General features: G+C 64.3%; 2 protein-coding genes (1 of these 2 running past the window's edge). Both read right to left on the bottom strand.

Annotated features, from left to right (window positions below):
- On the bottom strand, window positions 1-17,406 hold the full coding sequence (locus tag J3U88_RS12655) for an SDR family NAD(P)-dependent oxidoreductase (RefSeq protein ID WP_207859132.1): 17,406 nt from the start codon (window positions 17,404-17,406) through the stop codon (window positions 1-3).
- Window positions 17,403-26,672, bottom strand: partial view of an SDR family NAD(P)-dependent oxidoreductase gene (locus tag J3U88_RS12650; RefSeq protein WP_207859131.1) — the 3' end only. The gene runs 15,243 nt beyond the window's last position; the window shows 9,270 of its 24,513 coding nt (coding positions 15,244-24,513); its start codon lies off the right edge, out of view; it ends in the stop codon at window positions 17,403-17,405. Before J3U88_RS12650 ends, J3U88_RS12655 begins: the two co-directional genes overlap by 4 nt.

Genomic DNA, 26,672 nt, shown 5'->3' with positions numbered 1-26,672 from the left:
TTATATCCCGATTGAGTTGGAAGATTCGTAGATGGAAATGATTTCGTCGTCGTTGCAGTGCATGAGTCGACGCACGGCGTCGTGCGGACCCAGACACAGGAATTGCTTCACGCCTTGGCTGAGCAGGGCGGTGGCTTTTTCGAAGTAGCGGAACCCGGTTTCGTCCTCGATGAAGGCGAAGTGGGCGGCAAGCTGCGCCTCCAGCGGGGTGCCGCGCACCGAGGCGGCCCAGTAACCCCAGTTAACGATGCCGATGGGGAAAGGCGCGTCGTCGAGGGAGCGGGCGAAGGTGTCGGCGAAGGTGATGCCGGTGGCATAGGCCGAGCTGTCGCGGGCGGCGAGGAACGAAAAGGCTTGGATCGAGGAGAACCAAAGCATGAAGTCCAGGCGCAGATCGCGGAAGGCGTTGTAGAAGTTGAGACTGCCCTGGGTTTTCACATCGAGCACGGCGCGGAAGGCGGTTTCGTCAGTTTGGGTGACGGAATTTTCGCGGTCAAACACCAAACCGGAAAACACGGCGCCGTGGATTGCGCCGAACTGGGCGTGGACGGCGTTGACCGCGACCTGCACCGCCTCGGCGTCGGTGACGTCGGCCTGCACGTAGTGCGGCGTGGCCATGCCGAAGGCGGCCAAACGTTCGCGCAGGGCCGGTGACGCGGCTGGTTTTCGCCCGATCCAAACCACCTTGGCCGCGTATTCCGCGATCAGGTAACGGGTGATGATGCGCCCGACCACGCCGCTCCCGCCGAGGATCACGTAGACCCCGCCTTGGCGCAGCGCCGAGCCGGTACCCTGGGTGTCGAGGCGCACGAAGTGGCGTCGGCGGCGCAGGCCGTATTGCAGGCGGACCACGTCGCCGCGGTCGGCCGCCGGTTCGGCCAGGATGAGCGCCGGTAATTCGGCGCGGTCCGCGTCGTCCGCCATTTCCTCGCGGGTCAGGTCCAGGTTGCGCACGCGCATGCGGAAATCGCCCTGGGCGACGGCGCAGGCCAAACCGGAAAGGCCGGCGCCGTGGGGGTTGGGCGGTTCCAGGTCGGCATGGTTGTCGACGGTGAGCAGGTAACAGTCGAGCGTGTCGCTTGGCTGCAAACGGGTTTGCAGGTATTTCACGAACCGCAGTACTTGGATTTCGTTACCGCAAATACTTTGTTCCAAGGCCGCCGCTTCCAAAATCGCGCCGCGTTCCTGGAAGGGCGCGATGAAAAACAGCGCGTCGGGAACGGGTATGGCGTCGAGACACAATGCAGGCCCGTCTGGATCGCTCACATCGCAAAGCCAAGAATCCGTGTCAACCTGGCGCGTTTGATCGGCCAAACGGATGCGGATCACGCGGGTACCCGGATGGTTGCGTTCATAGTAAGCCGCCAGATCGTTTTCGAAGCGGAAAGATTCGCCGTTAAACACCAGCACCACCCGTTGGTGCGAGGCCGTTTCCGGCGGGTCGAGCGGCCGCGCGGCGACTTCTTCCCAGCGAGGCAGGTAACCAAAGTGATCGTCCGCGACGGCTTCCAAGTTTGATGTGGTCGGCGCCGTTTCCGCCGCAAGCGAGGTTGCGGCGGGGCGTGCCGGGGCCGCCTCGGGCCGGCGCGGCGTGTAGCGGTTGCGCGCAAACGGATAGGGCGGCAGGTTGATGCGGCGGGGTTGGGGACCGGTTTCGTAGAGGCGTTCCCAGTCGAGCGGCAGGCCGCGCACCCAGAGTTCCAACAGGCGTTGGTAGGATCGCCGTGCGATCCAGGCGTCGAGGGTGGGCGTCATGTCGGCATCGCCGGTGAAGAGGCTGATCATCTCGCGGTTGGGCCGAACTTGGCCGCGCAGCCACGCGTCCGTTTTCCCCTTGGCGCCGGCGAGGAAGGCGTCGATTCGTTCGGTTAATTCGCGGTGGCTGTGCACCAAAAACGCCAGCCGTTCCTCCATGGCGTCGCGGCCGACTTGCAGCGTGTAAGCCAGATCGGCGAGCTTGGGTTCTTCCTCGCGCACGAAGGCCGCCAGCCGTTCGGCCGCTTCCCGCAGCCGCGGTTCATCACGCGCGGACAGCACCACCAAGAAAGGTCCGGTCGGGTTGCTCGCGATGACGGGCGCGATGGGTTCGCGCACCACCAGGTGGGCGTTGGTGCCGCTGTGGCCGAAGGAATTGAGCGCGGCCGTGCGCGCTTGGCCGGGGCGCGCCTGCCACGACGTGGTTTGCGCGGGGATGCTGAAGGGCGAACCGTCGAATTCAATCAGCGGGTTCAGTTCCTTGAAATGGAGCATGGCGGGCAGTTGCCGGTGTTTCATGGAAAGCAGGATTTTGATCAACCCGATCACACCCGCCGCGGCCGAGGTGTGGCCGATGAAGGACTTGGCGCTGCCCAGCACACAGCCCGGGTGGTGTTTGGCGAATTGTTCGAAGGCGCGTTTTACCGCGTTGGCTTCTACCGGATCGCCGAGGCGGGTGCCGGTCCCGTGGGCTTCGAAGTAACTGATATCGGCGGGGTTGATGTTGAAGCGTTGGTAGACCTCGGTCATCAACCGTTCCTGGGCCGCGCCGTTGGGGGCGGTGATGCCGTTGCTGGCGCCGTCTTGGTTGACGCCGGACCCGGTGATTACGCCGTGGATCGGGTCGCCGTCGGCGCGGGCGTCGGCCAGACGTTTGAGGGCGACCATGCCGACACCCTCGGAGAGCACCGTGCCGTTGGCGCTGCTGTCGAAGGTGTGGCACTCGCCGGTGGGCGAAAGCATTTCGATTTCGGCCAAGGTACCGAGTCCGTCGGCGACCATGGCGGCAAACACCCCGCCGGCGAGGGCCAGGTCGCTTTCGCCGCTTCTCAGGCTTTCGCAGGCAAGGTGCAGCGCGACGCCGGAGGAAGAACAGCCGGTGTTGACCACCATCGCCGGGCCTTTGAGGTTGAGATGGTAGGCGAGGCGGGCGGCGATGATGGCGTCGGAGGAGCCGGTCAGCGAGGCGTTGATTTGGCCGCTGGGTTCGGCGCCGATGTAAATGCCGGTGCGGGAATCGGCCAGGACGCGCGGGTTGATGCCCGCATCTTCGAGGGCTTTCCAGCTTTCCTCCAGCACCAAGCGCTGGTGGACGTTCATCACCTCGGCTTCCTTGGGCGCGATGTGGAAGAAGAGGGGATCGAAGCAGTGGCGATCCTCGAGCATGCCGCCCCAGCGGTAGGAACCGTCGCGGCTGTATTCGGGGGTGAGTTCGCCGATGCCGCTCCGGCCCGCGGCTAGGTTCGCCCAGAATTCGGCCGGGTTTTTGGCGCCGGGGAATTGGCCCGCCATGCCGATCACCGCGATCTCGGCCGCGTGCTCCGCGTGCCGCGTGCCGCGTTCACACGGTTCGGTTTGCGTTGCCTGTGGTTCTTCGCCGACATCTTCTTCTACCTCTTCTTCTACCGTGATGGTTTCGCTGCCGTCCGGGGTGTGGATTTGATTGCCGTGGTTCTTGAGGATGTGGGCGCTCAGCGCGTCGACCGTGGTTTGATCGAACAGAATGGTGGTGTTCATGGTGATGCCCAGAGCCTCGTTGATCTGGTCGATGAAGGTCACGCCGAGGATGGAGTCGATGCCGTAGTCGGAGAAGGGCACGCGGCCTTCGATGTCGGCCGCGGCCAAGTTCAGCGTGTGGGAGAGGGCGGCGCGCACGCTTGCGTTAATGCGCTGATCCAGGTCGCGGGCCGGTGCCGCGACGGTTTTCACCACCTTGCGGGTGCGTTTGCGCTTGGGCTTTGGCTTTGGCGCGGCGACCGCGGTTTTGGCGTGTTCCGCCGTGACCACGACCAAACCATTGCTTTGCGCGGCAATGATCTGCTGCCCGAGGGCGTCGGCGGCGTCGCGGGCGGGCAACACCGCGGACCAACCTAATTCCGTGAGCACCTGTTGCCAGCCCTCGGGGCTCAGCAGCGGACAACCGGGGATGCGCAGCTCGGCGTCCTCGTAAAGCCACCAGCCGTCGAGCAGGCCGAAGGTTAAGGTGCCCAGCGTGGTTTTGGTGATGTTTTCGTTGAGCACCAACAGGCCTTGGTGATTCAGCACGGCGGCGACGTTTTGCAGGGTGGCGCGGATGTCGCGGGTGGCGTGGAGCACGTTGGTGGCAATGGCAATGTCAAAAACCCGATCAACCCCTTGCGCGGCCGCGGGCTGTTCCACGTTCCAAAGCTGTTGGCTCAGGAAAGGCGCGTCCACCGCGTAGTTTTTGGCGGCATGCATCAGGAAGGCCTTGGAGACGTCGGTGTAACAGTATTCCTCGATGTGGGCGGCCCAGGGTTGCAGGGCGGGCAGGACCAGCGCGGTGGTGCCGCCGGTGCCCGCGCCGATCTCGATGATGCGCAGGCGCGCCTCGGGATCGGCGGCGACGCGGGCCTGTACCGTGCGCACCACCAAATCGGCGACCATGCTGTTGAAGAAGTCGGAGAGCACGTTGCGCTGGTACATGTCCGCGACGTTTTCCATGGAGGCACGGGGGAAGATGACCTCGGTTGCCGGCCGTTGGCCGCGCAAGATCTCGGGCAAGGCGCGCAGGCAGGTTTCCACCAGCGCCACGGCGCTTTTCAAGTCGGGGTTGTCGCGATAGTTTTTGCGGTATTCGGCCCATTCCGCCCAAAGCCCGTCGTTTAAGGCCAGACCGGCGGCGGTGGCGGTGATCTGTTCGCCGTCGTGGCGCAACAAGCCGGCCGTTTCCAAAATGCCGAGACAGCATTCGTTCCACCAGCGTGTGTAGGTGTCGATCACGCCGGCCTGGGCGCGCAGATCGTTGTTGTGGTGGGGCGTGGCGTCGCCGAAGATGCCGAGCGTGCGCAACTGCACGAAGAGCAGGCGCGCCATCCAGGCGTTGAGTTCCGGCCAGGGATCGTTTTTGAGGAAGTGGGTGAAGGGTCGGTCGTTTTGGTAATGGCGCAGCTCCTCGATCACCGCCGGACCCGCGGCGGGGGCGAGTTGGATGTGTTGCGTTTCGGGGCAGGCCATCAGGTGGCGCACCGCCGGCGAGGTGCCGACGTACAGCGCACGGTGCAGGCGTCCGGCGCGCAGGGCGCCGCAGAAACGCGCGAAGAAGGCGAAGCCGTCCCCATCGCTAATGGTTTCAAAATGGTGCTGAATGCGCTCGGCGAGCGGCGTGCCCGCCACCGAGGTGTGCCAGTAACCCCAGTTGATGGAACCCATGGGGAAGCGGGCTTCGGCGCGCAGGCACCGCACCAAGGCGTCGGCGGCGGTGATGCCCGCCGCGTAACCCGCGCTGTCGGCTGCTGACAGGAAAGAAAAAGCCTGAACCGAGGAGAACCAGCACATGAAATCGAGGGGTTCGGCGGCCAAGGCGCGGTAAAAATTGCGGCTACCTTGGATTTTAACCTGGATCATTTCGCCGAATGCGGCGGGATCCATGGCGATGCTGTTGTCGGCATGGTAAACCAGCCCGGCGAAAACGGCGCCGTGCAGGTCGGGGTAGCTTTGTTTGATCTGTTGCACCGCGCGGATCATCGCGTCAGGATCGGTGACGTCGGCTTGCAGGTACAACGCCGGTTGGACGCCGCCCGTTGCCGCCACCGCCCGCGCGTCGCGGCGGCCGAGCCAGATCACGGTCGCGTCGTATTGCTTTTGCAATTGTGCGGTGATCACGCGGCCGAGGGCGCCGCTTCCGCCCGCGATCACATAGACCCCGTTGCGGCGCAGGCCGGATTCGGGCAGGTGGGTCGTTGCCAATTTAAGGAAACGGCGGCGGGTGCGGCGGCCGTTGTGAAGGCGGAAGACCTCGCCCCGTTCGGAAGCGGGTTCGCGCATGATGTGTTCGACCAGGGTCGCATCGACCGGCCCCGCGATGTCGAGATTGCGCACGCGCAGGCGGCTGCCTTGGGCCGCGGCACATGCCAGGCCGGTCAGGCCCGCGCCGCGGGTGACGCCGCCGTCGGGGGCCGTGGTGAATAGGTCGGGTGTGAGCACAAACAGGTCCAGGTCGTCGCCGTTGCGGCGCAGGTGTTGGATGAGGTGCAGCAGCGCGCGCTCATCCTGACCCAAACCCGATTCAGCCCCGCCGCGCACCGCGAAAAACACGGTATCAAACAGCCTATTGCCGAGACATTCCGCGAGGGCCTCGGGTTCGGCCGTGCACAGCCATTCGTGTTCGGCGAGGCGGCGCGTGCTTTGGCCAAGCCGAACGCGGTGCACCTCGGTGTCGGCTTGTTCGCGGTTGGTCCGCACCAAGGCGGCGACCAGATCGGCGCAATCGCCCGCGGTGACGATGAGCACCGAACGGCCGCGGTGTGCCGTCGCCGCGGCGGGCAGCGGCTGTTCGGACCATTGCGGCAGGAACGTGAAACCGTCCCAATTCGCGGCCGTCTGCTCGGATTTTTCCGGCAGATCGGCTGCCGCGGCTTCTACGCTTCCGCCACCCAGCGGGATGCGTTCCCGTTTGAAGGGATAGGTCGGCAGACTGATCAGACGCGATTCGCCGGTGGTCAGGCGCAGCCAGTCGATGGCGAGCCCTTGCGTCCACAGGCGCAGTAACCGGTCCAATTTGCCCCGTTGAATCCACTTCTCGGTTGCCTCGCACAGTTCCTCGTCCGAGTCGAACAGGGCGAGCGCGTCGTTGCGCTGGACGTGATCGCGGAACAGGGTGTTGGTGGTTTGGTTGTCGGCCAACCAGGCGGTGAGCTGGTTGACCGCATCGCGGTGGTCGGCCGCGATCAAAGCCAGCCGTTCGGCCATGGCGTCGCGCCCCACTTGCAGCGTAAAGGCCACATCCGCCAAATCGGCCTCGGGATGGGTTTTGAGCCAAGCAACCAGGTTTTGGGCCTGCTCGCGCAGACGATCCTCGGCGCGGGCCGACAGCACCAACAGGTGGTTGCCGCCGTGTTTCGCCGAAGGCGTGGTTGGCTCGGGATCGGAAAGCAGCATGTGCGCGTTGGTGCCGCTGTAGCCGAAGGAACTGACCACGCCGAGCCGGTGCCCCGTGGCGCCGGGTTGCCAGGTTTTCAGTTCGGTATTGACGTAAACCGGGCTGTTCTTGAAATCGATGTGTTCGTTTTCGCGGGTGAAGTTAATCGAAGGTGGCATTTGGCGGTGTTTGAGGCTCAGCAGCAATTTAATCGCGCTGAGCACCCCGGCCGCCGCCGCGGTGTGGCCGATGTTGGCCTTCAGCGAACCGATGGCGCAGAACTGTTTCTTCGGGGTGAATTGCGCGAAGCTGTGGGTCAGGCCGTGGACCTCGATGGGATCGCCCAACTTGGTCGCGGTGCCGTGGGCCTCGACGTATTGAATGTCGCCGGCGCTGATGCCGGCACCGCGGTAAACCGAGGCTTCCAATTCGCTTTGCGCCAAAAAGCCGGGTACGGTGATGCCGGAGGTGCGCCCGTCTTGGTTGGTGCCGCTGCCGCGAATCACCCCGTAGCCATCGCGACGGCGATTCAGGGCGTCGCTTTGCCGTTGCAGGATGACGATGCCGACGCCGTCGCCGACGACAATGCCGTCGGCGTCGTTGTCGAATGGCCGACAGGTCCCGGTGGGTGAAATCATGCCCGCGTTGTTCATGGAGGCGTAGGTACCGACCTGACCGGAAATGGTGATGCCGCCGGCAATGGCCAGATCGATTTCACCTTGTTGCAAGGCGCGGTAAGCCAAATCCATGGCAACCAGGGAAGAGGAACAGGCCGTGTTCACGGCGAGGGCCGGACCTTTGAGGTCGAGGAAAAAGGCGATGCGCGCGGCGAGGATGCTCGCGTCCGCGCCGAGGATGGCCAGGTGCGAGTTTTGCGACACCGCCCGTTGCTCGCCCGTCACGCCGATGTAGGTGCCCACCCGTTGTTTCTTTAGCGAGCCGGGCGCAATCCCCGCGTCTTCCAACGCCTTGTAACATTCTTCCAGCAGAATGCGCTGCGCGTAGTCCATCATCTCCGCTTCCTTGGGGGAGATATGGAAAAACAGCGGATCGAAGTGGTCGGGGTTGCGCATCATGCCGTAGCGCAGCACCGCGTGTTGGTCGGAACCCGCTTCAAAATCATGGACGCAATGGGGATCGATAACCCGTTGCAGTTGGTCGCGGCCTTCGCTAATCAGTTGCCAGAAGGCCTGTTGGTCGTCGGCGCCCGCGCAGCGGCAGGCCAGACCGACCACCGCGATGTCTTCGATTTCACGGAAGCGGGGTCGAGCGAACGGTGAGGCGACCGCGGCCGGCATTGGTTCAGGCTGTACGACGCGCGGCGCGGTTTCGGGTTTGGGTTGCGGCGCGGGCCGATGCGGTTCTGCTTGTGGCGCGGCTTGTTCGGGCAGGGAATCGCGGACAAACCGGCCAAAGCTGTCCAGGTCGTTGCATTCGAAAACGATGCTGGTGGGCAGGACCAGGTCGTAGTGGGTGTTAATCGCTTCCAACAGTTCCACCGCGTTGATGGAACTGATACCCAGCGCTTCAAAGGAATCGTTTTCTTCGATTTCCCGTTGGGTGAAACCCAACACCTTGGCGAAGATGCGGGTGACCGCGGCGCGAATGGTGCCCAGGTCGGGTTTGACCCCGCGCGGCGCGTCCGCGGCCGGCGGCGCCGGTGTCGCGGCTGCAACCCGCGCGACGGGGACCTGTTCATCGGCCGGGGTGACCGGGTAGGGGATGTGCCCGCTTCGGTGCATGGCGCGCACCGCCTCGGGGTAGGGTGTTTGGTTGTCGATCATCCGTTGGTTGTGCTGGTAAAGGGCGGCCTCGTCCAGGTGTTCCTCTTTTTCGAACTTCATTAAACAGTAGGTAATCCAACCGCGCTCCAACGCCGTGGCTTGGTTGGCGTGGTTGAGCCACAGGTTTTGCGTGACTTGCGGCTGACCTTTGATGTTTTCGCGACATTCCGGGTCGTAGAGGAAGTTGGCGACCTGGGGCGAGACATCGATGATTTCACTGACGCGCAAGCCGTGACGGGCCAACAGATCGAGCCAGTTTTGCCGGGTTAGGATGGTCACTTCGACATCGTGGTCGACGATGGGCCCGCGCAGGTTGGCGATGTAGTCCATCAGCAACACGCGCCCGCCGGATTTGAGCCCGGCGGCGATTTTGCGGAACAAGGCTTCTTTGTCGCGGATGTGGAAGCTGACCTCGATGCCGATGATCAAGTCGTACAAGCCGGGGAAGGGGTCCACCGCGCTGTCCTTGTGGAAGATGCGCGCGCGCGGCGCCAAGTTGCGACTGGCGATGCGGCGGTTGCCCAGCTCGGCCTGAACCTTGGTGATGGTGAAGCCGTGGGTGGTGATGTGGGGGAAGTGTTCGGCCACCTGAATGACGTCGGTGCCGCGACCGCAACCGAAATCGAGCATGTGCTCGATGCGCTGGAAATCTTCGCGACAAAACAAAACTTGGCGCATCTCGCGCTGCTTGCTTTTCATCAGCGCGTAATCCTCGGGGTTTCCTAGTGGATCGAGCCAAATACGCGAGGAGGAGAATCCGGGAATTTTTTCCTCGAAGGGGGCGAAGGTGAGGTATTCCTCCTGGAAATTTTCATCGGCGCCCCGCGTGGCGTGGGCGTAGAATTCGGCGGCTGGGTTTTCGTATTCGTCTTGGATGGGATGCTCCTTCTCGGCGGGAAGCGACGGGGTGGAGGAGGGCGGATCGCTTGCTTCGGTAATAGAATCGATGTGGCCGTCGTGGCCTTCGATGCGGCCGTCGTGGCCTTTGATGCGGCCGTCGTGGCCTTTGATGCGGCCGTCGTGGCCGCCGATACGGCCGTCGTGGCCGCCGAGTCGGCCGCCGAGTCGGCCGTCGTGGCCTTCGATGCGGCAAATTTTGCGGGCAAAGGGATAGCAGGGCAGGCCGGAGACGCGGGGCAACCCGCTTTGGTATTCGCCCCAAGGAACCCCGTGGCCGGCCACCCAAAGTTGGGCGAGTTGTTCCAGGTCGTTGTGCGCCATCGCCTGTTTGACCGCGGTGTGGTCGGTGCGTTGGCCTTTGGCGACCTGACCCGCAAAGCGGGGCTGTGCCAACCCACGCGCGAAGCCGGCCAAATCGTCCGCGATGACCGCGACGCGATGAGCCATGGGTTCGCGGCCGACGCGCAGCGTGTGGGCGACCGCCGCCGCATCCAGCTCGGGTTGGCCCGCCAAGAACGCCAGCCAGTCGGCGATGATGCATTCCAGCCGTTCGCGGTTGCGCGCGGAGAGGATGAACAGGAAGGGTCCCGCAACCCCGGTTGCGGCCGCAATCGCCGGGGCTTCCTCCACGATCAGGTGCGCGTTGACGCCGCCCGCGCTGCTGTTGGTAATGCCGGCGCGACGGGGTAGGGTCACGCCGTTTAGCTGGAGCGCTTGCCACGGCGTGGTTTCGCGGACCAGCTGGAACGGCAGTTTTTCGAACGGGATATCGCGGTTCAAACTGCCGTGAATCAGGGTTGGCGGCAGGGTTTTGCGGCGCAGCGCGACCAGCACGCGGCTGAGCTGGGAGATGCCCGAGGCCGATTCTCCGTGACCGATGCTCGGTTTAATCGAACCCAGGTGGTATCCGGGACGGGGACCGCCCTTGCCAAACACGTCCAGCAGCGCCGTCATTTCGATGGCGTCGCCCATGGCCGACCCGTTGGCGGCGGCTTCAATGTAGCTGATCGTGTCGGCTTCGACGCCGCCGGCGGCCAAGGCGTCGCGGATCGCCGCCGCCTGCTGGTTGGGGTTGGGGATGGTGAAGCCGTTGGTGCGCCCGCCGTGGTTGACGGCGCTGCCGCGAATCACGCCGAGGATGCTGTCGCGATCCGCCACGGCCTGCCGATAAGGTTTCAGCACCACGGCGCCCACCGCCTCACCTGGCACAAAACCGTCGCCCTCGGCGCAGAAGGCGGCGCAGTGGGGGCCGCGCGCCAGGATTTGCCCGATGGTGAGCGCCTGGTAGGTGGCGGGGTGCAGGTAGAGGTTGACCCCACCCGCGACAGCCATGGCGCCCTCGCCGCGGCGCAGGTAGGCGCAGGCCGCGTGCAACGCGGTCAGCGAGGAGGCGCACATGGTGTCGACGGGCATGCTGGGTCCCTGTAGGTTGAGTTGGTAGGAAACGCGGTTGACCATCGCGGCCAAGGAGGTGGTGGGGAAGGCGTCGGCGATGGTGTCGCCGGTGCGGTCAAACCCCTGTTTGGTCATGCCGGCAAAGACCCCGAAGCGCTGCCGCAAGGCCGGCGGCATGTGGGCCGGTGCATAACCCGCGTCTTCCAGCGCGTGCCAGGCCGTTTGCAGGAACAGCCGTTCCTGTGGGTCGATGTTGGCCGCCTCGCGCGGGGTCATTTTGAAGAACAGCGGATCGAAGGCGTAGGCGTCCTCGAGGAAGGCGCCGAAACGGGAGGAGGCCCCGGCTTGTTGCGCGGCGTCGGCGTCCCAGCGGTCGGCGGGGATCTCGCCCACGGCTTCGCGACCCTTGAGCAGGTTTTGCCAAAAGGTTTCCAGGTCCTCGGCGCCGGGATGGCGCGCGCTGAGGCCGATGATCGCCACCGCGTCGCGGTAAGGATCTTCTGGTTCGGCTTGGGGTTGCTCGGGTGAGGGGGCGGTTGGCCGCGGCGCCTCGGTTACCCTTGCCGCGGCCTGTGTTTGGGCGGTTGCCGGGGATGAGGCTGTTGGTTCGATCCAATTCCGGCAGGTCGCAGCGTGGTTTTCCAGCAGAAAATCACCCAAATCGGCGAGGTTCAAATATTGGTAAAACAAGGTTTTGGACAAAGCCCCGAAGACCCGTTCCAAGGCGTCGGTGAGTTCCATGGTCAGCACCGAATCGATGCCGTAACTGTCGAGCGCCTCGTCGGGATCGATCTCGGCGGGGTCCATTCCGATGGTTTGGCCCAGCAACGCGCACAGCCGATCCTGTAAGGGTTCGCGCAAGGCCGCGGGGTCGACCCGGTCGACCCGGTCGACTCGGTCGACTCGGTCGACTCGGTCGACTCTGGCAACCCTGGCGACTGAGTCGCCGGTGGCTTGGTTTTGGGATTTTGGCGACGTCGTTTGGGTCAGGTTCTCGCGAATCACCGCGGCGTCGCCCTCCACGACCATCAGCCGCTGCATCCCCTGTGCGAGGCTGTGGCGCAGGGCAAACACGCCGTTTTCTGTTTGTAGCGGCGCCGCACCGGTGCGGCGTCGCATCAACCGTTCCGAGGCGGCGTCCATGCGCATGCCACCCTCGCGCCACAACGGCCAATTAATGGCGATGAACCGACCGCCCTCGCGCGCGGCAAGCGCGTCCATAAACCCATTGGCGGCGGCGTAATCGGCCTGGCCGACGTTGCCGAAGGCGCCCGCGCCCGACGAGAACAGCGCAATAAAGTCGAGGTCCCAATCGCGGGTAAGCCGCGCCAGGTGGGCGGTGCCCGCGACCTTGGGGGCGAGCACGGCGCGAAAATCCTCGGTGGTTTTGTTCAAAATAAACCCATCGCGAATCAGACCCGCGCAATGCACCATCCCATTCAAACGCCCTTTCCAGGGGTGAAGCAAGGCGGCGACCGCTTCCGCACGGGCCATGTCAACCCGGTGGTAGCTGACCCGAGCGCCCAGGGCTTCCAGGGCCTGCATCTGGGCACGGCGTTTTTGGCTCAACCGCGAACGGCCGGTCAGGATCAAGGTGACGGCTTGGGTGGTTGTCGCGATGTCGCGCGCAACCGTCAAACCGAGCGCGCCCAAGCCGCCGGTGATCAGGTAGGCGCCGCCGGTTTTCCACGGTGGGGCGGCGGCTTCAGCGTCCGCGGCAAACCCGGCCTGTTCGCGCCAAACCGGACGTTCCAGGCGACCCTCGCGCAAGCGAACATGGGCTTCGGTCATATGGAGGCTTGCCGCGTCAAGGAATTCCGCACATGTTTTCGGCGTCGCTTCAATCAACTGGCACAGAAGGTCCGGGTTCTCCTGGCGCGCGGTGCGCAGCAGCCCGCTTAATCCGGCGTAGCAGGCCGCGCTTCCAAGGGGAACCACCACCTGGACCCGTGTTTTCCCGACCCGCGCTTCAAACAAACGGCGAAGCTGTTCAAACAGCGCAACGGCGATTTCGGCATAAGCTTCTTCCGGCGTCGCTCCTTCGGGTTTCGACAGGTGAACCACGCCCTCCCTTTCCCAGGTGGGCAGGTCACAGGCAAAGATGACGCGTTTGAGATCGTCTCGTGCCACGCCTTTTTCTTCGATTGCTTCCCAAACCGGTGCCCAGGCTAACATCTCGGTCGCCTGGGGTTCCGCGCGCTCGCTTTGGGCAGGCGCCGACACAACCCGGTCCGGTTTGGCCTCGGTTTGGGTCGTTTGCATGCGGTAGACGTCCCCGGCGAACGGGTAACCCGGCAGGCTCACCCGGCGCCGGCCGCGACCGGCGTGTCGCTCGCGCCAATTGACCGCGCCACCGGCAACCCAAAAGGCCGTAAGCTGTTCAAGTGATTCGCCGCATGACTGATTGGGCGGTTCCCCGTCGACCTGACCGCGCAACCTTGTTTTGCCGTCGAACGGACCGTTCGGGGCTGCCACCAAAGCGCGCAGGTGATCCGCCAATTCGGCAAAATCCGCGGCGATGCAGGCAAAACGATGCTTCATCGCGCGGCGGCCGACCTGAAGCGTGTAGGCCAAATCAGCCAGCGCTGTTTGTCCTAAGCAGGGACAAGTCTCGTGGTTTGCGCGTGCCACTGCTTCGGCTAGTTCGGCGAGGTCGCGGAAGGCGCCAAGGTCGGACCAGTCCAAGTGAGGGAACGCCGCGTTCACTCGGGCACGCAGAGCTTCCCGTTGCATTGGCGGGACCCGGTCATCATCGCAGGGTTCGCCGGCTTGGATTTCTTCCGGGGCGGCGTCCATCACCTCCGCGAGCATGGCGCGCAACTGACCCAAACAGGCCTGACGTTGTTCGCAAGCCGTCGGCGCCGCCACGGAAAACCGCGCTTCAACATGGGCCAAAAGCTGTTCGGCCTGTTGCTGCAGACCTTCAGCATCTCGCGCTGAAAGCAGGACGGCGACCGCTTCCTTCGCCACGCTGGGATTCTCCGCCGGCGCCGCGTACGCTTCCAACACCACATGGGCGTTGCCGCCGCCGGCGCCGAAGGACGAAACACAGGCGATGCGGTTGATCGGGTTGCCCTCCGCGTCGCTTGGGTTCCAAGGTTCCAGATCCTGCTGCACGTAAAACGGGGTGCTCGGAAAATCGATTTGGCGGTTGCGGGTGGCCGCGTGCAGCGAAGGCACCAAGGTGCCGTGTTTCATTTGCAGCAATATCTTGCAAATGCCGGAGATGCCCGCCGCGGCTTCAAGATGGCCGATGTTGCTTTTAACCGAGCCGAGGCTGCAAAAGGCGGTGTCGCCCGTGTCGGGCGCAAATGCGCGGGTCAGGCCGCGCACCTCAATCGGATCGCCCAGCGCCGTGCCCGTCCCGTGGGCTTCCACGTAACTGACCTCGCGCGCGGAAACCCCGGCGCGGTCCAAGGCCTCGCGGATCAGCGCGCGGTGGGCCTCGGGGTTGGGCACGGTGAAGCCGTTGGTGCGGCCGCCGTGGTTGATGGCCGATCCGCGGATCACGGCCACAATCGCGTCGCCGTCGGCCTCCGCGCGGGACAACGGCTTGAGCAGCAGCGTGCCCACGCCTTCACCTGGCACCATGCCGTTGGCGCCGTCGCCGAAGGAACGGCAGCGGCCGTCCGGTGACAGGAACTGACCGGCCGCCAGCACCGCGAAGTGCGAGGGATCCACATAGGCGTTGACGCCGCCGGCCAGAGCCACGCTGCACTCGCCGTCGCGCAGATGGCGGCAGGCCTCGTGGACCGCGACCAGCGAGGACGAGCACATGGTGTCGATGGGGAAGCTGGGGCCGTTGAAATCAAAGCTGTAGGAAATGCGGTTGGCCATGGATGCGAAGGTGCCGGGGTAGGGATCGTAGCCGGCTTTGGTTACGCCGATAAAGACGCCGACCCTTTCGTCGGCGAGGCTTTCGGGTGTGTAACCCGCGTCTTCCATCGCGTGCCACGCGTTTTGGAGCAGGATGCGTTCCTTCGGATTCATCAACACCGCTTCGCGCGGCGCGATGCCGAAAAAGCGCGCGTCGAAACGGTACAAATCTTTGATGAAGCCGCCCCAGCGGCCGTAGCTGCGCCCTGACGCAACCGCGGCCTTGGGATCGGGCTCGAAAAATTCGTCGGACCAACGTTCGGCCGGAACCTCGTCGATGCAATCGCGGCCGGCGCGTAGGTTTTCCCAAAAACCGTCCAGGTCGGGGGCGTGGGGGAAGGACCCGGCCACGCCGATGACGGCGATGGGTTCATCGACCCGCGAAGGTTGAATCCTTTTTGTCCGGCTCGGTTTGTCCGCCGCGACGCCGCCCTGTTGTTGCGCCAAAAAGGCGACCAGTTTGCGCGGTGTGGTGAACTCAAAGAACTGTGAAGGTTCGACCTGGAGCCCGTGGCGGCGGTTCAGGGTTTCCGCGAGCTGCATCACCAGCAGCGAGTCAAAACCCAGATCGCCGAAAGCCGTGTCGAGGTTGATCGCGGCCGCTTCGATTTTCAACTGGGCCGCCAGCAGACCGCGCACCAGGTGTTCGGCTTGCTCGCGCGTTTGGGCTGCGGCCGAGGACGAGACCTCGGCTTGATGCGTCTCGGCGTCGAACCAACAATCGATGCGTTGGAAGGGGTGTCCCGGCAGGTGCAGGCGAGGCGCATCAGATTGAGGCCATTGAACTTGCTCCCCGTTGACCCAGGCTTGGGCCAGGACCGAGGGATCGTTTGGATTCGTGGTGGAAGCGGGTTCTGGCTGTTTTACAAAAACGCCGTCGGGAACCTTGCCGTTACACCAAGCCGCCGCCCGTTCGCGCCAGGCCGCAAAGGTGCGCGCCGTGAAGGCGACGCGGTGGGCCATGGCGTCGCGGCCGAATTGCAGGGTGCGCGCCACCGAGGCGAGCGGTTGCTGTTCCGCCGCGGCCAGAATGCGCTCCAGCTTGGCGCGACAGCCCGCGGCTGAATCGGCCGAAATCGGCAGGACCAGCGTGGTTTCCGCCGCCGGCATCGGTGTTTTGCCCCGGTATTCCTCAATCAAGAGGTGGGCGTTGCTGCCGCCGGCGCCGTAGCTGTGCAGGCCGGCCAAACGGGGTCGTGTGCCCGCGGGCCAGGCGCTTTGTCCCTGCGCGGCGCGGCAGGGTTGACCCGCATCTTCCAAATCCGCGCTGAGCCCTTCAAACCCAAGGATGCCGGGAATCTGTTCGCCGCGCAGGGCGCCGATGATTTTGAAGAGCGCGCCCAAGGCCGAGGCCGCGTGCATGTGCCCGCAAAAGGGTTTTAAGGTGCTGATCCGGCAGTTTCCGGGTGCGAGGGTGACGCCGCGTTCCTCGGCCAAGATGCGCAAGGCTTGGTTACAGGCTTCCCATTCGGCGATATCCGCCACCGGGTTGCCCATGCCTTGCGCCTCGATGTAACCCAGCTCGCGTGGGTCGATGCCGGCGCGGCGGTAACAATCCGCGATCAGCGCGGCGTGGGTGGCGATGTTCGGCGCGGCAATCGAAACCCCGCCGCGGCCGTTGTAGTTGACCGCGCTGCCGCGAATCAAGGCGTACACCGCGTCGCCGTCGCGTTCGGCACGGGACAGGGGTTTGAGTAGCACGCTGCCGACCCCTTCCGCGCGCAGAAACCCTTTGGCCGCTGGGCCGAAGGAACGCACCGTGGGTTCCGGGCTCATTTGGCCCGAGCGCGAGAGCGCGATAAAAGGTTCGGGCCGCAGGATCAGGTTGGCGGCGCCGACCACGGCCTGTTCCGCCTCACCGGCGCGCAGCGCTTGCACCGCGCGGTGGAGGGCCGCCGCGCCGCTGGAACACAGCGTGTTGATCCATTCGCTCGGCCCGTGGAAATCGAAATGGTGCGAGAGCGTGTTGGCCAAAAACGCCGTTGGGGTGTAGGTTACGTCGTCGGGGAGGCCGTGCGCCAACAAACAGCCGTGGTATTCGTCGTTTTCCAGGCCGAGGAACAGGCCCACTTTGCGGCCCTTCAGCGCGGCCGGCGCGTGGCCCGCGTCTTCGAGCGTGTGGTAGATCGACATCAACAGCAGGCGTGTGCGGGGATCCAGGAAATCGGCATGGCGCGGTAAGGTCTCAAAAAATGCCGGATCGTAACCGCGCACGTTGGGAATGAAACCACCCCAGCGGGTGGCCGAGCGGTCGGGATCTTTTCCGCTGGGATCGTAAAAATTGCTTTGGTCAAAACGGTCCGCCGGGATTTCGCGAATCAGCGAATGGCCCGCCGCCAAGGCGCGCCAAAAGGCCTGCACCGAATCGCAGCTTGGCAACATGCCGGACAACCCGACGATGGCGATGGGTTCGAGCCGCGTGTCGGCCTCGGGTTGGCCGGGCGTCTGCTTGTCCGCCGCGGCTTTCATGGCGCGCAGTTTGGCGGCCAGTTTTTGGCCCGCCGTTTGGTCGCATGCCGCTTCTCCCGTTTTGGAAGCCGACCCTTTTCCGAGCTCGCGCAAGCGGGCGGCGATGCGGTTGCGTTGTTCCTGACTCATGACGTCACACTCCGTCCGGTTTGGGCGCCGACCTGCTCAACCAGGAAGGTGGCGAAGGCGTCTACCGTGGGATGGTCGATTAACCATTGGGGTTGGATTTCCCGTTTGAGGCGTTTTTGGAGCCGGGTGGCCAACTGCATCGCCCCGACCGAGTCCATGCCGTAGATGGAAAAGTTGGTGGTGGGGTCGATCTCGGCAACGCGCATCACTTGGGAAAAGGTTTCGCGCACCAGGTCGACCATCTGTTGTTGGGCGTCGGCCGTTTGGCTCGGTCCGGCCGTGGCGCCGATATCGCCGGCGTCGGCAAACAGCAGCGCCTCAATGCGGTTCACCCATGTGGCGGGCAGGTTCTCCAAATCCTCCGGGGCCAACGCCTCGGCAATGTCACTGCTCACGTCTTCACCGGCCGCTTGGCGGTGTTCCCAGCGTTTGATTTTGGCGAGGAGTGGGTCGACCGGGGCCGGCGCGGCTGAAGGCGCGGGACCTTCTTCCTCCGGGAAGGCATTGAGGCAAATGCCGAATTCGCGCGCCACCCGTTCGCGGTCCTGCACGCCCATCAGGCCGATGACCGGATCGGCTTCGGTCGCGCGGCGTGAGGCCAGCCCCGATTCAATCGCGGCGAAGCCGGCGTCGACGCCGATCAAGCTGTACCCCGCGTCTTGTAGTTGGGCACGGGTTTCGGGAAACAGCCTGTCTTGCAGCCAGGGTCCCCAGGCTTGGGTCAGCGAAACCCCGGAGCGGCGGCCCAGCGCCACCAGCTTTTGCCGGTAGCGGGCGAAGGCGTTTTGGAAGGCGGTGGCGTAGGCGTAATCGGCGGAGCCGGCGACGCCGAAGGCGCCCAGCGAGGAAAACGACAGGAAAAAGTCGAGCGGTTCGTCGCGGGTCAGTTCATCGAGGAGCAGGGTGCCTTGGACCTTGGTTTGGATGACCCGTGCGAAGGAGGCCCAGTCCTTCATGGCGATCATGCGGTCCTCGTGGGTGCGGGCCAGGTTGGCCACGCCGTGGATCGGGCCCAGTTGTTGGATGGTGGACCAAGCGGTGGAGAGGGCCGCGCGGTCGGTGATGTCGACGGAGATCGGGTGGACCTCGGCGCCCAGGGTTTCCAGTTCACGGTGGAAATCGGCCGATTCGGCGACGGGTCGGCGCGAGAGCAGAATCAAACGCGCCTGGTAGCGGCGTGCCAGCTCGCGGCAGAAGCGGCCACCGATGTAGCCGGCGGCCCCGGCCACGACATAGGTCGCCTTGGGTTTGAACACCGACGTTTTCGCGGGCGGCGGGGCGGTGGCTTCGCTCAGGCGGCGCACCGCGCGGTGTTCGCCTTGGTAACGGATCTCCAGGTTTTGGCGGGACCCGGTCAGCACCGCCTCGCTGAGCAGCCATTCGCGCAGGAGGACCTGGGCCGCGGTGAGCGTGGGTTCCCCGTCGTAATAACGAATCAGTTTCCAGGTGTGGCCCGCGTTTTCCAGCATGGCGGCGCGCAGGAAGCCGGACAAGGCTTCACAATCCAGGCGTGGGTTTAAACTGTTGCCCTGGTAGAGGAAATAGATTTGGACCTTGTCTTCCCAGCCCTGTTGCATGAGGGTGCGCGCGAGGTTGAACAGTTGGTTGACGTCGCGGGCGGCCGGGTCGGTGATCCGCGTGGTTTTTGGGAGGGCGGTCGGGAAAAGGACCACGTCGGGGACCACGGCGAAAAGATGGGTGGTCAGTTGGTCGACGTGCAGGGTTTGCAGCGGCAAGGAGGGAATGCCAACCGCGTGCGCGACCTTGTTGAGCAACGCGGTGAAGGCGGTGCGTTCGCCGTCGTCGGAGTACACCAACAGGATGTTTTGGTCCTGGTACCGCTTGAGCGCGCTGCCCCAGTCGAAATGGTTGGGCATCGGACGGGGGACCCATTCCTCTTTGAAATACAACCATTCCTTGGGGGCGGCGATTTCGGTGTTCGCCGCGGGCAAGGTCGCCGGCACCGCGGTCTCGGGAGCGGCGATGGTTTTTTGTTCGGCTGCATCCGGCCAATAGCGTTCTTTGGCGAAAGGATAAACCGGCAGCGATAGGCGACCGTGGCCCGCCGCGAACAAGGTTTCATAAGCCAGGCGGTAGCCCTGCAAGTACAGTTCCCCGATCGCTTCCAGGTGTTCCACATAGGTGGCGGCGTCGCCCGCGCGGCACTGTTCCAGACAATGGTTGCCGTAGTCGCGCAGCGTGGCTTTTTCGCGGTGGCCGGTGGCCGGCAGGGTCGCCGTTTGTACCCGAGCCGCCGCGCCTTGTTCCTGCCAGGTGCTGAGTTGGCCGACCAGTTCCGCGCCTGTTGTCACCGTGCAGACCAGGCGATGGGCCTGGTGTTTGCGGCCGACGAACAAGGTGAAACTCAGGTTGCCCAGATCAAATCCCGCGTGCTCGCGGCACCAGGTGACTTGGTTGGCAACCAGTTCGCGAAGTTGCGCCTCGGTGCGGGCGCTAAACACCACCAGGTAGGCCGGGTTGACGGGGTGGACCCGCTGGAGCGGCGGTGCCTCGCGCAGGACCAGGTGCGCGTTGGTGCCGCTGAACCCGAAGCCGCTGATCGCCGCGCGTCGCGGTATATTTGGCGCGGTGGTCCAGGGTCGCGTTTCGGTATTGACGTAAAAAGGGGTTCCGTCAAAGTGAATGTTGGGGTTGCCCTCTTGGAAGTGGAGCGAAGGCGGGATGTGGCGATGGCGCATCGCCAGCAGGATTTTGAGGATTCCGGCCATGCCCGCGCCGGTGGCCACGTGGCCGATGTTGGTTTTGACCGAACCCAGCGCGCAAAAAGCCGTGTCGTCGGTAAAGCGACGGAAGGCGTTGGTCAGTGCTTCGTATTCGATGGGGTCGCCGAGGATGGTGCCGGTCCCGTGGGCTTCGACCATGTGGATATCGCGTGGGTCGATGCCGAACCGTTGGTAGACCATGGTTTCCAGGCGTTCCTGCGACAGCGCGCTCGGCGCGGTAATGCCGTTGGAGGTGCCGTCTTGGTTGACGCCGCTGCCGTCGATGACGCCGTGGATGGGATCGCCGTCCGCGATAGCGTCCGCCAAACGTTTCAGCACGATCACCCCGCAACCCTCGCCCGGAACAAATCCGTCGGCGCGGCTGTCGAAGGTGTGGCAGCGGCCGGTGGGCGAGAGCATGCCCGCGCGGGTTGCCATCAATTGGAATTCGGGGGTGCTCTGCACAAAAACGCCGCCGGCAAGGGCCATGTCCGTTTCACCCAACCACAAGCCCTGACAGGCGAGGTGGGTCGCCACCAGCGAACTGGAACAGGCGGTGTCGACCGTGATCGCCGGGCCTTGTAGGTCGAGGTGGTAGGCGATGCGCGCCGGGGTAATCGAGTTGGCGTTGCCCCAGAAACCCTGCGCCGGGATGTCACCCTTGAACAGGTCGAGGTAATCGGATTCGCCGCAGGCCATGTAGACCCCGCAGGCCGAACCGGCCAGGCCCGAACCGGCGTAACCCGCGTCTTCCAGCGCCTTCCAAGCTTCTTCTAGGAAGAGGCGTTGCTGGGGATCGGTGTACAGGGCTTCCGTGCCGGAGATTTTGAAAAAGAGCGGATCAAACGAGGCCACGTCCTCCAAAAAGCCGCCGTGCAAGCAGACCGGGTGGCCTTCCTGATCCGGGGTTTTGGAAAGATCCCAGCGCGTGATTTTTGAAACCAGGTCGTCGCCGTTTTTGAGGTGTTCCCAAAAGGCGTCGAGGTTGGGTGATTGGGCGAACCGCCCGCTCATGCCGATGATCGCGATGGGTTGGCGCGTGCCCGCTTCGCTTGGCGCCGTGATGCCGGCCGCGGCCGGGGTTGTGGCTGCCGGCGAGGGGGTTGAAGCGACGGGAGGCCGTGGCACGGGTGGTGTCTTTTGGGGGACGCTGATCTGGTTGCCGAAGCGGGCGACAATGTGATCGGCCATCAACTGCACCGAGTTGTAGTCGAACAAACGGGTGGTGCTGAGCGCGATGCCCAGGTCGTCGTTGATGTCGGCAATCAGGTTGGAACCAGTGATGGAATCGACGCCGTAATCGGCGAACGAATCCTCGTGGTTGATGCGCGTTGGTTCCATGCCCAGCGCTTCGCCGAGACGATCCAGGAGCACGGCCAACACGCGATCTGCTACCGCGCCGGGACGCGGGGCGGCCGGTTGCGCCGATGCGCTTGGTTCGGCCGGTTGCATCCGTGCCGCGAAACGCTTGAGAATAAAGGCCGTCATTCTCGCGACCGAGTTGTGGTCGAACAGGCTGGTGGTGTTGAGGTCGATGCCCAGATCCGCGTTGATATCCGCGATCAGGTTGGCGCCGGTGATGGAGTCGACGCCGTAATCCGCAAAAGAAGCTTCCTCATCAATGCGCGCCGCGGCCAAGTCCAATGCCGCGCTAAGGTGTTTTTTCAGGGTCTCGCGAACCCGTGCCTCGGCGCCGGCCACCACGGCGGAGGTGACCTGGTTTTCGGGAGTCGTAAGCCGGCTTTCGGCGCCGGCGACCTCGGCGTTTGCCCGCTGAAGCGGTGGCGGGCCGCCGCGGGTCGGGCGCGGCACGGTGCAGCGTTCCGCCACAATAATCTGCTGGCCGGTGATCTCCGCGGAAGGTACGGGGAACAACACCGGCCCCACTTCCTCACCCAGCACCTGTTGCCAACGTTCCGTCGGCAGCAACGGCGAGCCTGGCAGCCGCAGGTCGGCGTCCTCGTAGTACGACCAGCCGTCAAACAGGCCGAAAACCAATGTGTTAAAGATGGTTTTTTCAATACCCTCGTTGAGAATCACAATGCCGCCCCGTTTCAGTGCCGCGGCGGTGTGGCGCAAGGTGCGGCGAATGTCCTGGGTGGCGTGCAACACGTTGGCGGCGATGGCGATGTCGTAGGTGCCCGTTTCAAAACCCTGTTCCGCCAACGGCTTTTCGATGTTGCAAATGCGGTATTCCAGGTACGGCGCATCCGGGCCATAGTGCTTTTCCGCGTGTTTCAAAAACGCCTTGGACAGATCCGTATAGCAGTAGCTTGCGATGTGCTCGGCCACCGGTTTCAGGTGCGGCAATACAATGGCGGTGGTGCCGCCGGTGCCCGCGCCGATCTCGATGATGCGAATCCGCGCGTTGGGGTCCTGGCGCCGTTTTTCCTCGATGAAGGTTTTGGCGGCCTCGGCCGCGATGCGGTTGAGCGTGTCCGGCACCTCGTTGTTTTTGTACAGCCCCTCCATCTTTTCCATCGAGGCCTTGGGGAACAAGACGTCGGTGACCAGAACCGCGCCGGTCAGGATCTCGGGCAAACGGCGCATGCAATCACCGGTCAAAACCACCGCGGTTTGGAGCTCGGGCACGCGGTTAAAGGTTTGGGCCAAATCGGACCAGCGTTGCCACAGCACCGCATCCGCTTCCAGCGCCTCGGCCTGGGCCGTGGGGCGAATCCCGGCGGCGTCGCCTTCCAGGTAACCGGTTTCCGTCAATACGCCCACCGCCTCTTGCCACCAGCGGTCGAACTTGTCCAGAATCCCCGCCTCCCGGCGCATGGCCGTGGGGTCCATCGCGACAGCAGAGCGGAAGGCGCCGCGCGCGCGCAGTTGCACGAACAACAGCTTGACCAGCCATTGGTTAAAGGTCTCGATGATTTCGGGATCGCGGGTTTGTAACACGGCTTCGAGTTTGGCCTCGTAGGGACCCATGTTGCGCGTCAAACGCGCGAGCATCAGGCCGTTGGTAGGCGCGACGGGTTCCACCGCCGGCTGGGCCGCGTCCGGTTGGGGCGCCGGCGGGCCGTCAAACCAGGCCACCGGGCAGGGTTCCTTCGCAAAGGGATAGCCGGGCAGCGCGAGCCGTTGGGGTTGTCGACCGCGAACCAGAAGTTGCCAATCGAAATCGGCGCCCTGTACCCAGAGTTCGGCCAAGGTTTGGCGACGTCCCTCGGCCAACCAGCGGTCAACGAGTTCGGGTGCCTGCTGCAGATCGAGCGTTTGGCGGTTTTTACCGGCGCGGCCCGAGAACAGGCCGGGATGGTGTTCATCTCGGCCGAAGGCTGCCAGAGCGGCCAAAAGTTCCTCGCAGGTTTCGGCAACCACGGCCAGCCGTTGGTCCATGGCTTCACGGCCGACTTGGAGCGTGTACGCCAAATCCCGCGGCGAAAGCGCGTGTGCAACGACCGGCGTTGCGGCGGTGTCGCCAAGGCCCGCTTCGGCCAACAGCCCCGCCGCGGCGGCCAGGGTTTCCGCCGCCAGGAAATCGCGCGTTGAGAGCGACAGGGCGAAGTGGTCCTGTACACGTTCCATCAACACAATGCGGTGGATCGGTTCAATCCCGGCCTCTTGAAAGCGCTGGTCATCGCCAAAGCCCTCGGGCAACCCACAAATGAGGTCGAGTTGTTCGCGGAGTTGTTGGACCAACGCCGGATCGGCGAGGGTCCGCGGCGCGGTTGGCGCGGCTTGGGTGAGCCGAGCGGCCACAAAGTCGTGCAAATTGGCCGCGGCGGCTTTGAGCCGGCTTTGGTCGCGGGCCGACACCACAAAGACGTGTGGTTCGGGGTGGTCGGCGGCGGATACCGGCTGATTGTAGCCTTCCAACAGCAGGTGGGCGTTGGTGCCGCTGTACCCGAAGGAACTGACCGCGGCGAGGCGGGTCCCGCGGCGGTTGGCCGGCCAATCCTGCAGCACGGTGTTCACGTAAACCGGGCTTTTGTCGAAGTCGATGTGTTGGTTTTCGCGGTCAAAATGAATCGTTGGCGGCAGTTGGCGGTGTTTCAGCGCCTGCAACACCTTGATCACACTCAAGACCCCGGCCGCCGCTGCCGTGTGGCCGATGTTGCCTTTCACCGAGCCAATGGCGCAGAAGCGTTTTTGTTCGGTGACCGAAAAACTGTCGGTCAGGCCGTGGATCTCCACCGGATCGCCCAGGCGGGTGCCGGTCCCGTGGGCTTCGATCAAACCGATCTCTTCCACGTTGATGCCGGCCTGTTGGTAAACGTCGCGTTGCAAGCGGCTTTGGGCCAAATAACCCGGAACCGTGATGCCGGAGGTGAGCCCGTCTTGGTTGGTGTCCGAGGCGCGAATGATCGCGTGGATCGGGTTGCCGTCCCGTTGTGCGTCGGACAACCGTTTGAGCACGACCACGCCGACCCCGTCGCCGACGACGATGCCGTCGGCGCCGTCGTCGAAGGGGCGACAGCGGCCGCTGGGTGAGAGCATGCCGGCATTGCGCATCGAGAGGAAAATGTTGGGATCGCCCCAAATGCTGATGCCGCCCGCCAACGCCAAATCCACCTCGCCGTGGCGCAACGCCTTATACGCGAGGTCGATGGCGGTGAGTGAGGAGGAACAGGCGGTGTTGATCGCCAGCGCCGGGCCCTTGAGATCGAGGAAAAAGGAGAGGCGCGCGGCCAAAATGCTGTCGTCCGTGCCGAGCATGGCGAAATGGCTAAAATCCTCGTGGACCGGGGCGCTTTCGCCGCAGGTGCCGATGTAAACGCCGACCTTTTTGCCCGCGAGGGCCGCGGGGTTTTCGGCCGCGTTTTCCAGCGCGTGGTAACTCTCCTCTAACAAAATGCGCTGGGTGCAGTCCATCGCCGCCGCCTCCTTGGGCGAGATGCGGAAAAACAACGAATCGAAGTGGTTGGGATGGTCGATGGCGCCGTAATGGAAGGGGAAATCGCCCGCGCCCTGATCGCGGAAGAACTGTTGCCAGGCCGGGTTGGTGACGGCGCCGACGCAATCGCGGCCGTCGCGGATCAGTTCCCAGAAAGCCTCGCTGTTGTCCGCGCCCGCGCTGCGGCAGGCCATGCCGACAATCGCGATGGGGTCGTGTTGGTCGCGGTGGGGTGTGGGTGGCGGCGTTGCTTCGCGGCCTGCTTCGCGGTCTGCTGCGACGATGGGGGTGCGGGGCTGGTTCGACCGCGGCGTCGCGACCTTTTGCGCGGGGACCAGGGGCGCGAGGTGCTTGGTCAGCGCTTTGATGCTGGGACAGTCAAACACCAGGCTGGTGGGTAACGCGAGATCGTAGCGGGTATTCAGGGCTTCCAGCAGTTCGACCGCGTTCACCGAGTTCAGGCCCATTTGGTGGAAGTTCCCGATTTCGCGGATCTCGGTTGCCGGGATGCCGAGGATGCGGGCGAAGATCCCGACCACCTCGTTTTCTATGGTGGCGGCGGGCGCACCAACCGCCGTGGTTGATGCGTTCGGCCGCGCCGGATAGGCTTGGGGATTGCGGCGTAGCATGTCGGCAAGGGCCTCGGCGTAGGGCGTTTGCCGCGCGATTTTTTCGCGGTTGATGCGGTCCCGTTCTTCCGCCGCCATCCCCGTGTCCTTGCGCAGGCGGATTAGGTTGTAGCTGATCCACCCTTTTTCCAGGGCCGTGGATTGGTTGACGTGGTTGCGGAAGGTATCGACCACGACCGGGGCGTACCCGGCCAAGTTGGCCTCAAAGCCGGGATCGTGCAGGTAGTTGGCGATTTCGGGCGAGACATCCACCAGCGAATCGATGACCAGATGGTGATCGCCAAGCAGTTGGAGCCACTGCTTTTGGGTGGGAATGCTGATTTCCACCTTGGCGTCGACAATCGGGCCGCGCAGGTTGGCGATGAAGTCCATTAGCAGGATGTGCCCGCTCTCGGTTAAGGCGGACGTGAGGTTGCGGAACAGGGCCTGTTTGTCGCGGATGTGGAAGCTGACCTCAATACCGATAGCCAGCTCGTAGCGGGCCGGGAAGGCGTCGACCGCGCTGTTGCGGTGGTAGATGCGGGCGCGGTCGCCCAGGTTCATGTGGTTGATGCGGCGGTTGCCCAACTCGGCCTGGGCGCGGGTGATGGTGTAGCCGTGGGTTTCCAGGTGAGGATGGGCGGCGGCCAGTTGGATTACGTCGGTGCCGTGGCCGCAGCCGAAATCAAGCACGCGTCGCACGGCGCCGAAGTCCTCGCGGTAAAACAAAACCTGGCGCAGTTCGATCTGTTTTTGTTTTAACAGTTGGAAATGCTCGGGATGGGCCTCGGGGTTCAGCCAGGTGCGCGTCATGGAAAAGCCCGGTACTTTGGCGGGGAAGGGCGCAAAAGTGAGGTATTCCTCGCGGAAGGTGCCGTCGGTACCCTCGGTGCCGTGGCTGTAAAATTCGGCGGCTTTGTTTTCGTGAACCATGTTTTCTCCAGGGTTGCCGTTGAGGCGGATCGATTGGGCGGCAAAAGGATAAGGAGGGAGGCCGGCGCGGCGAGGTTTGCCGGGAAGGGACCAGTTCGCGCTTTTGCCGGCGACCCAGGCACGGGCCAGGGCGTAGGGATCGCGGGCGGTTTCGCTGCC

The organism is Acanthopleuribacter pedis (assembly GCF_017377855.1).
Taxonomy (GTDB): Bacteria; Acidobacteriota; Holophagae; order Acanthopleuribacterales; family Acanthopleuribacteraceae; genus Acanthopleuribacter; species Acanthopleuribacter pedis.
Note: the sequence above shows the minus strand (reverse complement) of the source record. Positions and strands in the feature narration are given on the sequence as shown.

Bases quoted from the DNA above. Each gene is read 5' to 3' on its own strand.
- J3U88_RS12655 (WP_207859132.1), bottom strand. From the start codon at position 17,406: ATGAGTCAGGAACAACGCAACCGCATCGCCGCCCGCTTGCGCGAGCTC.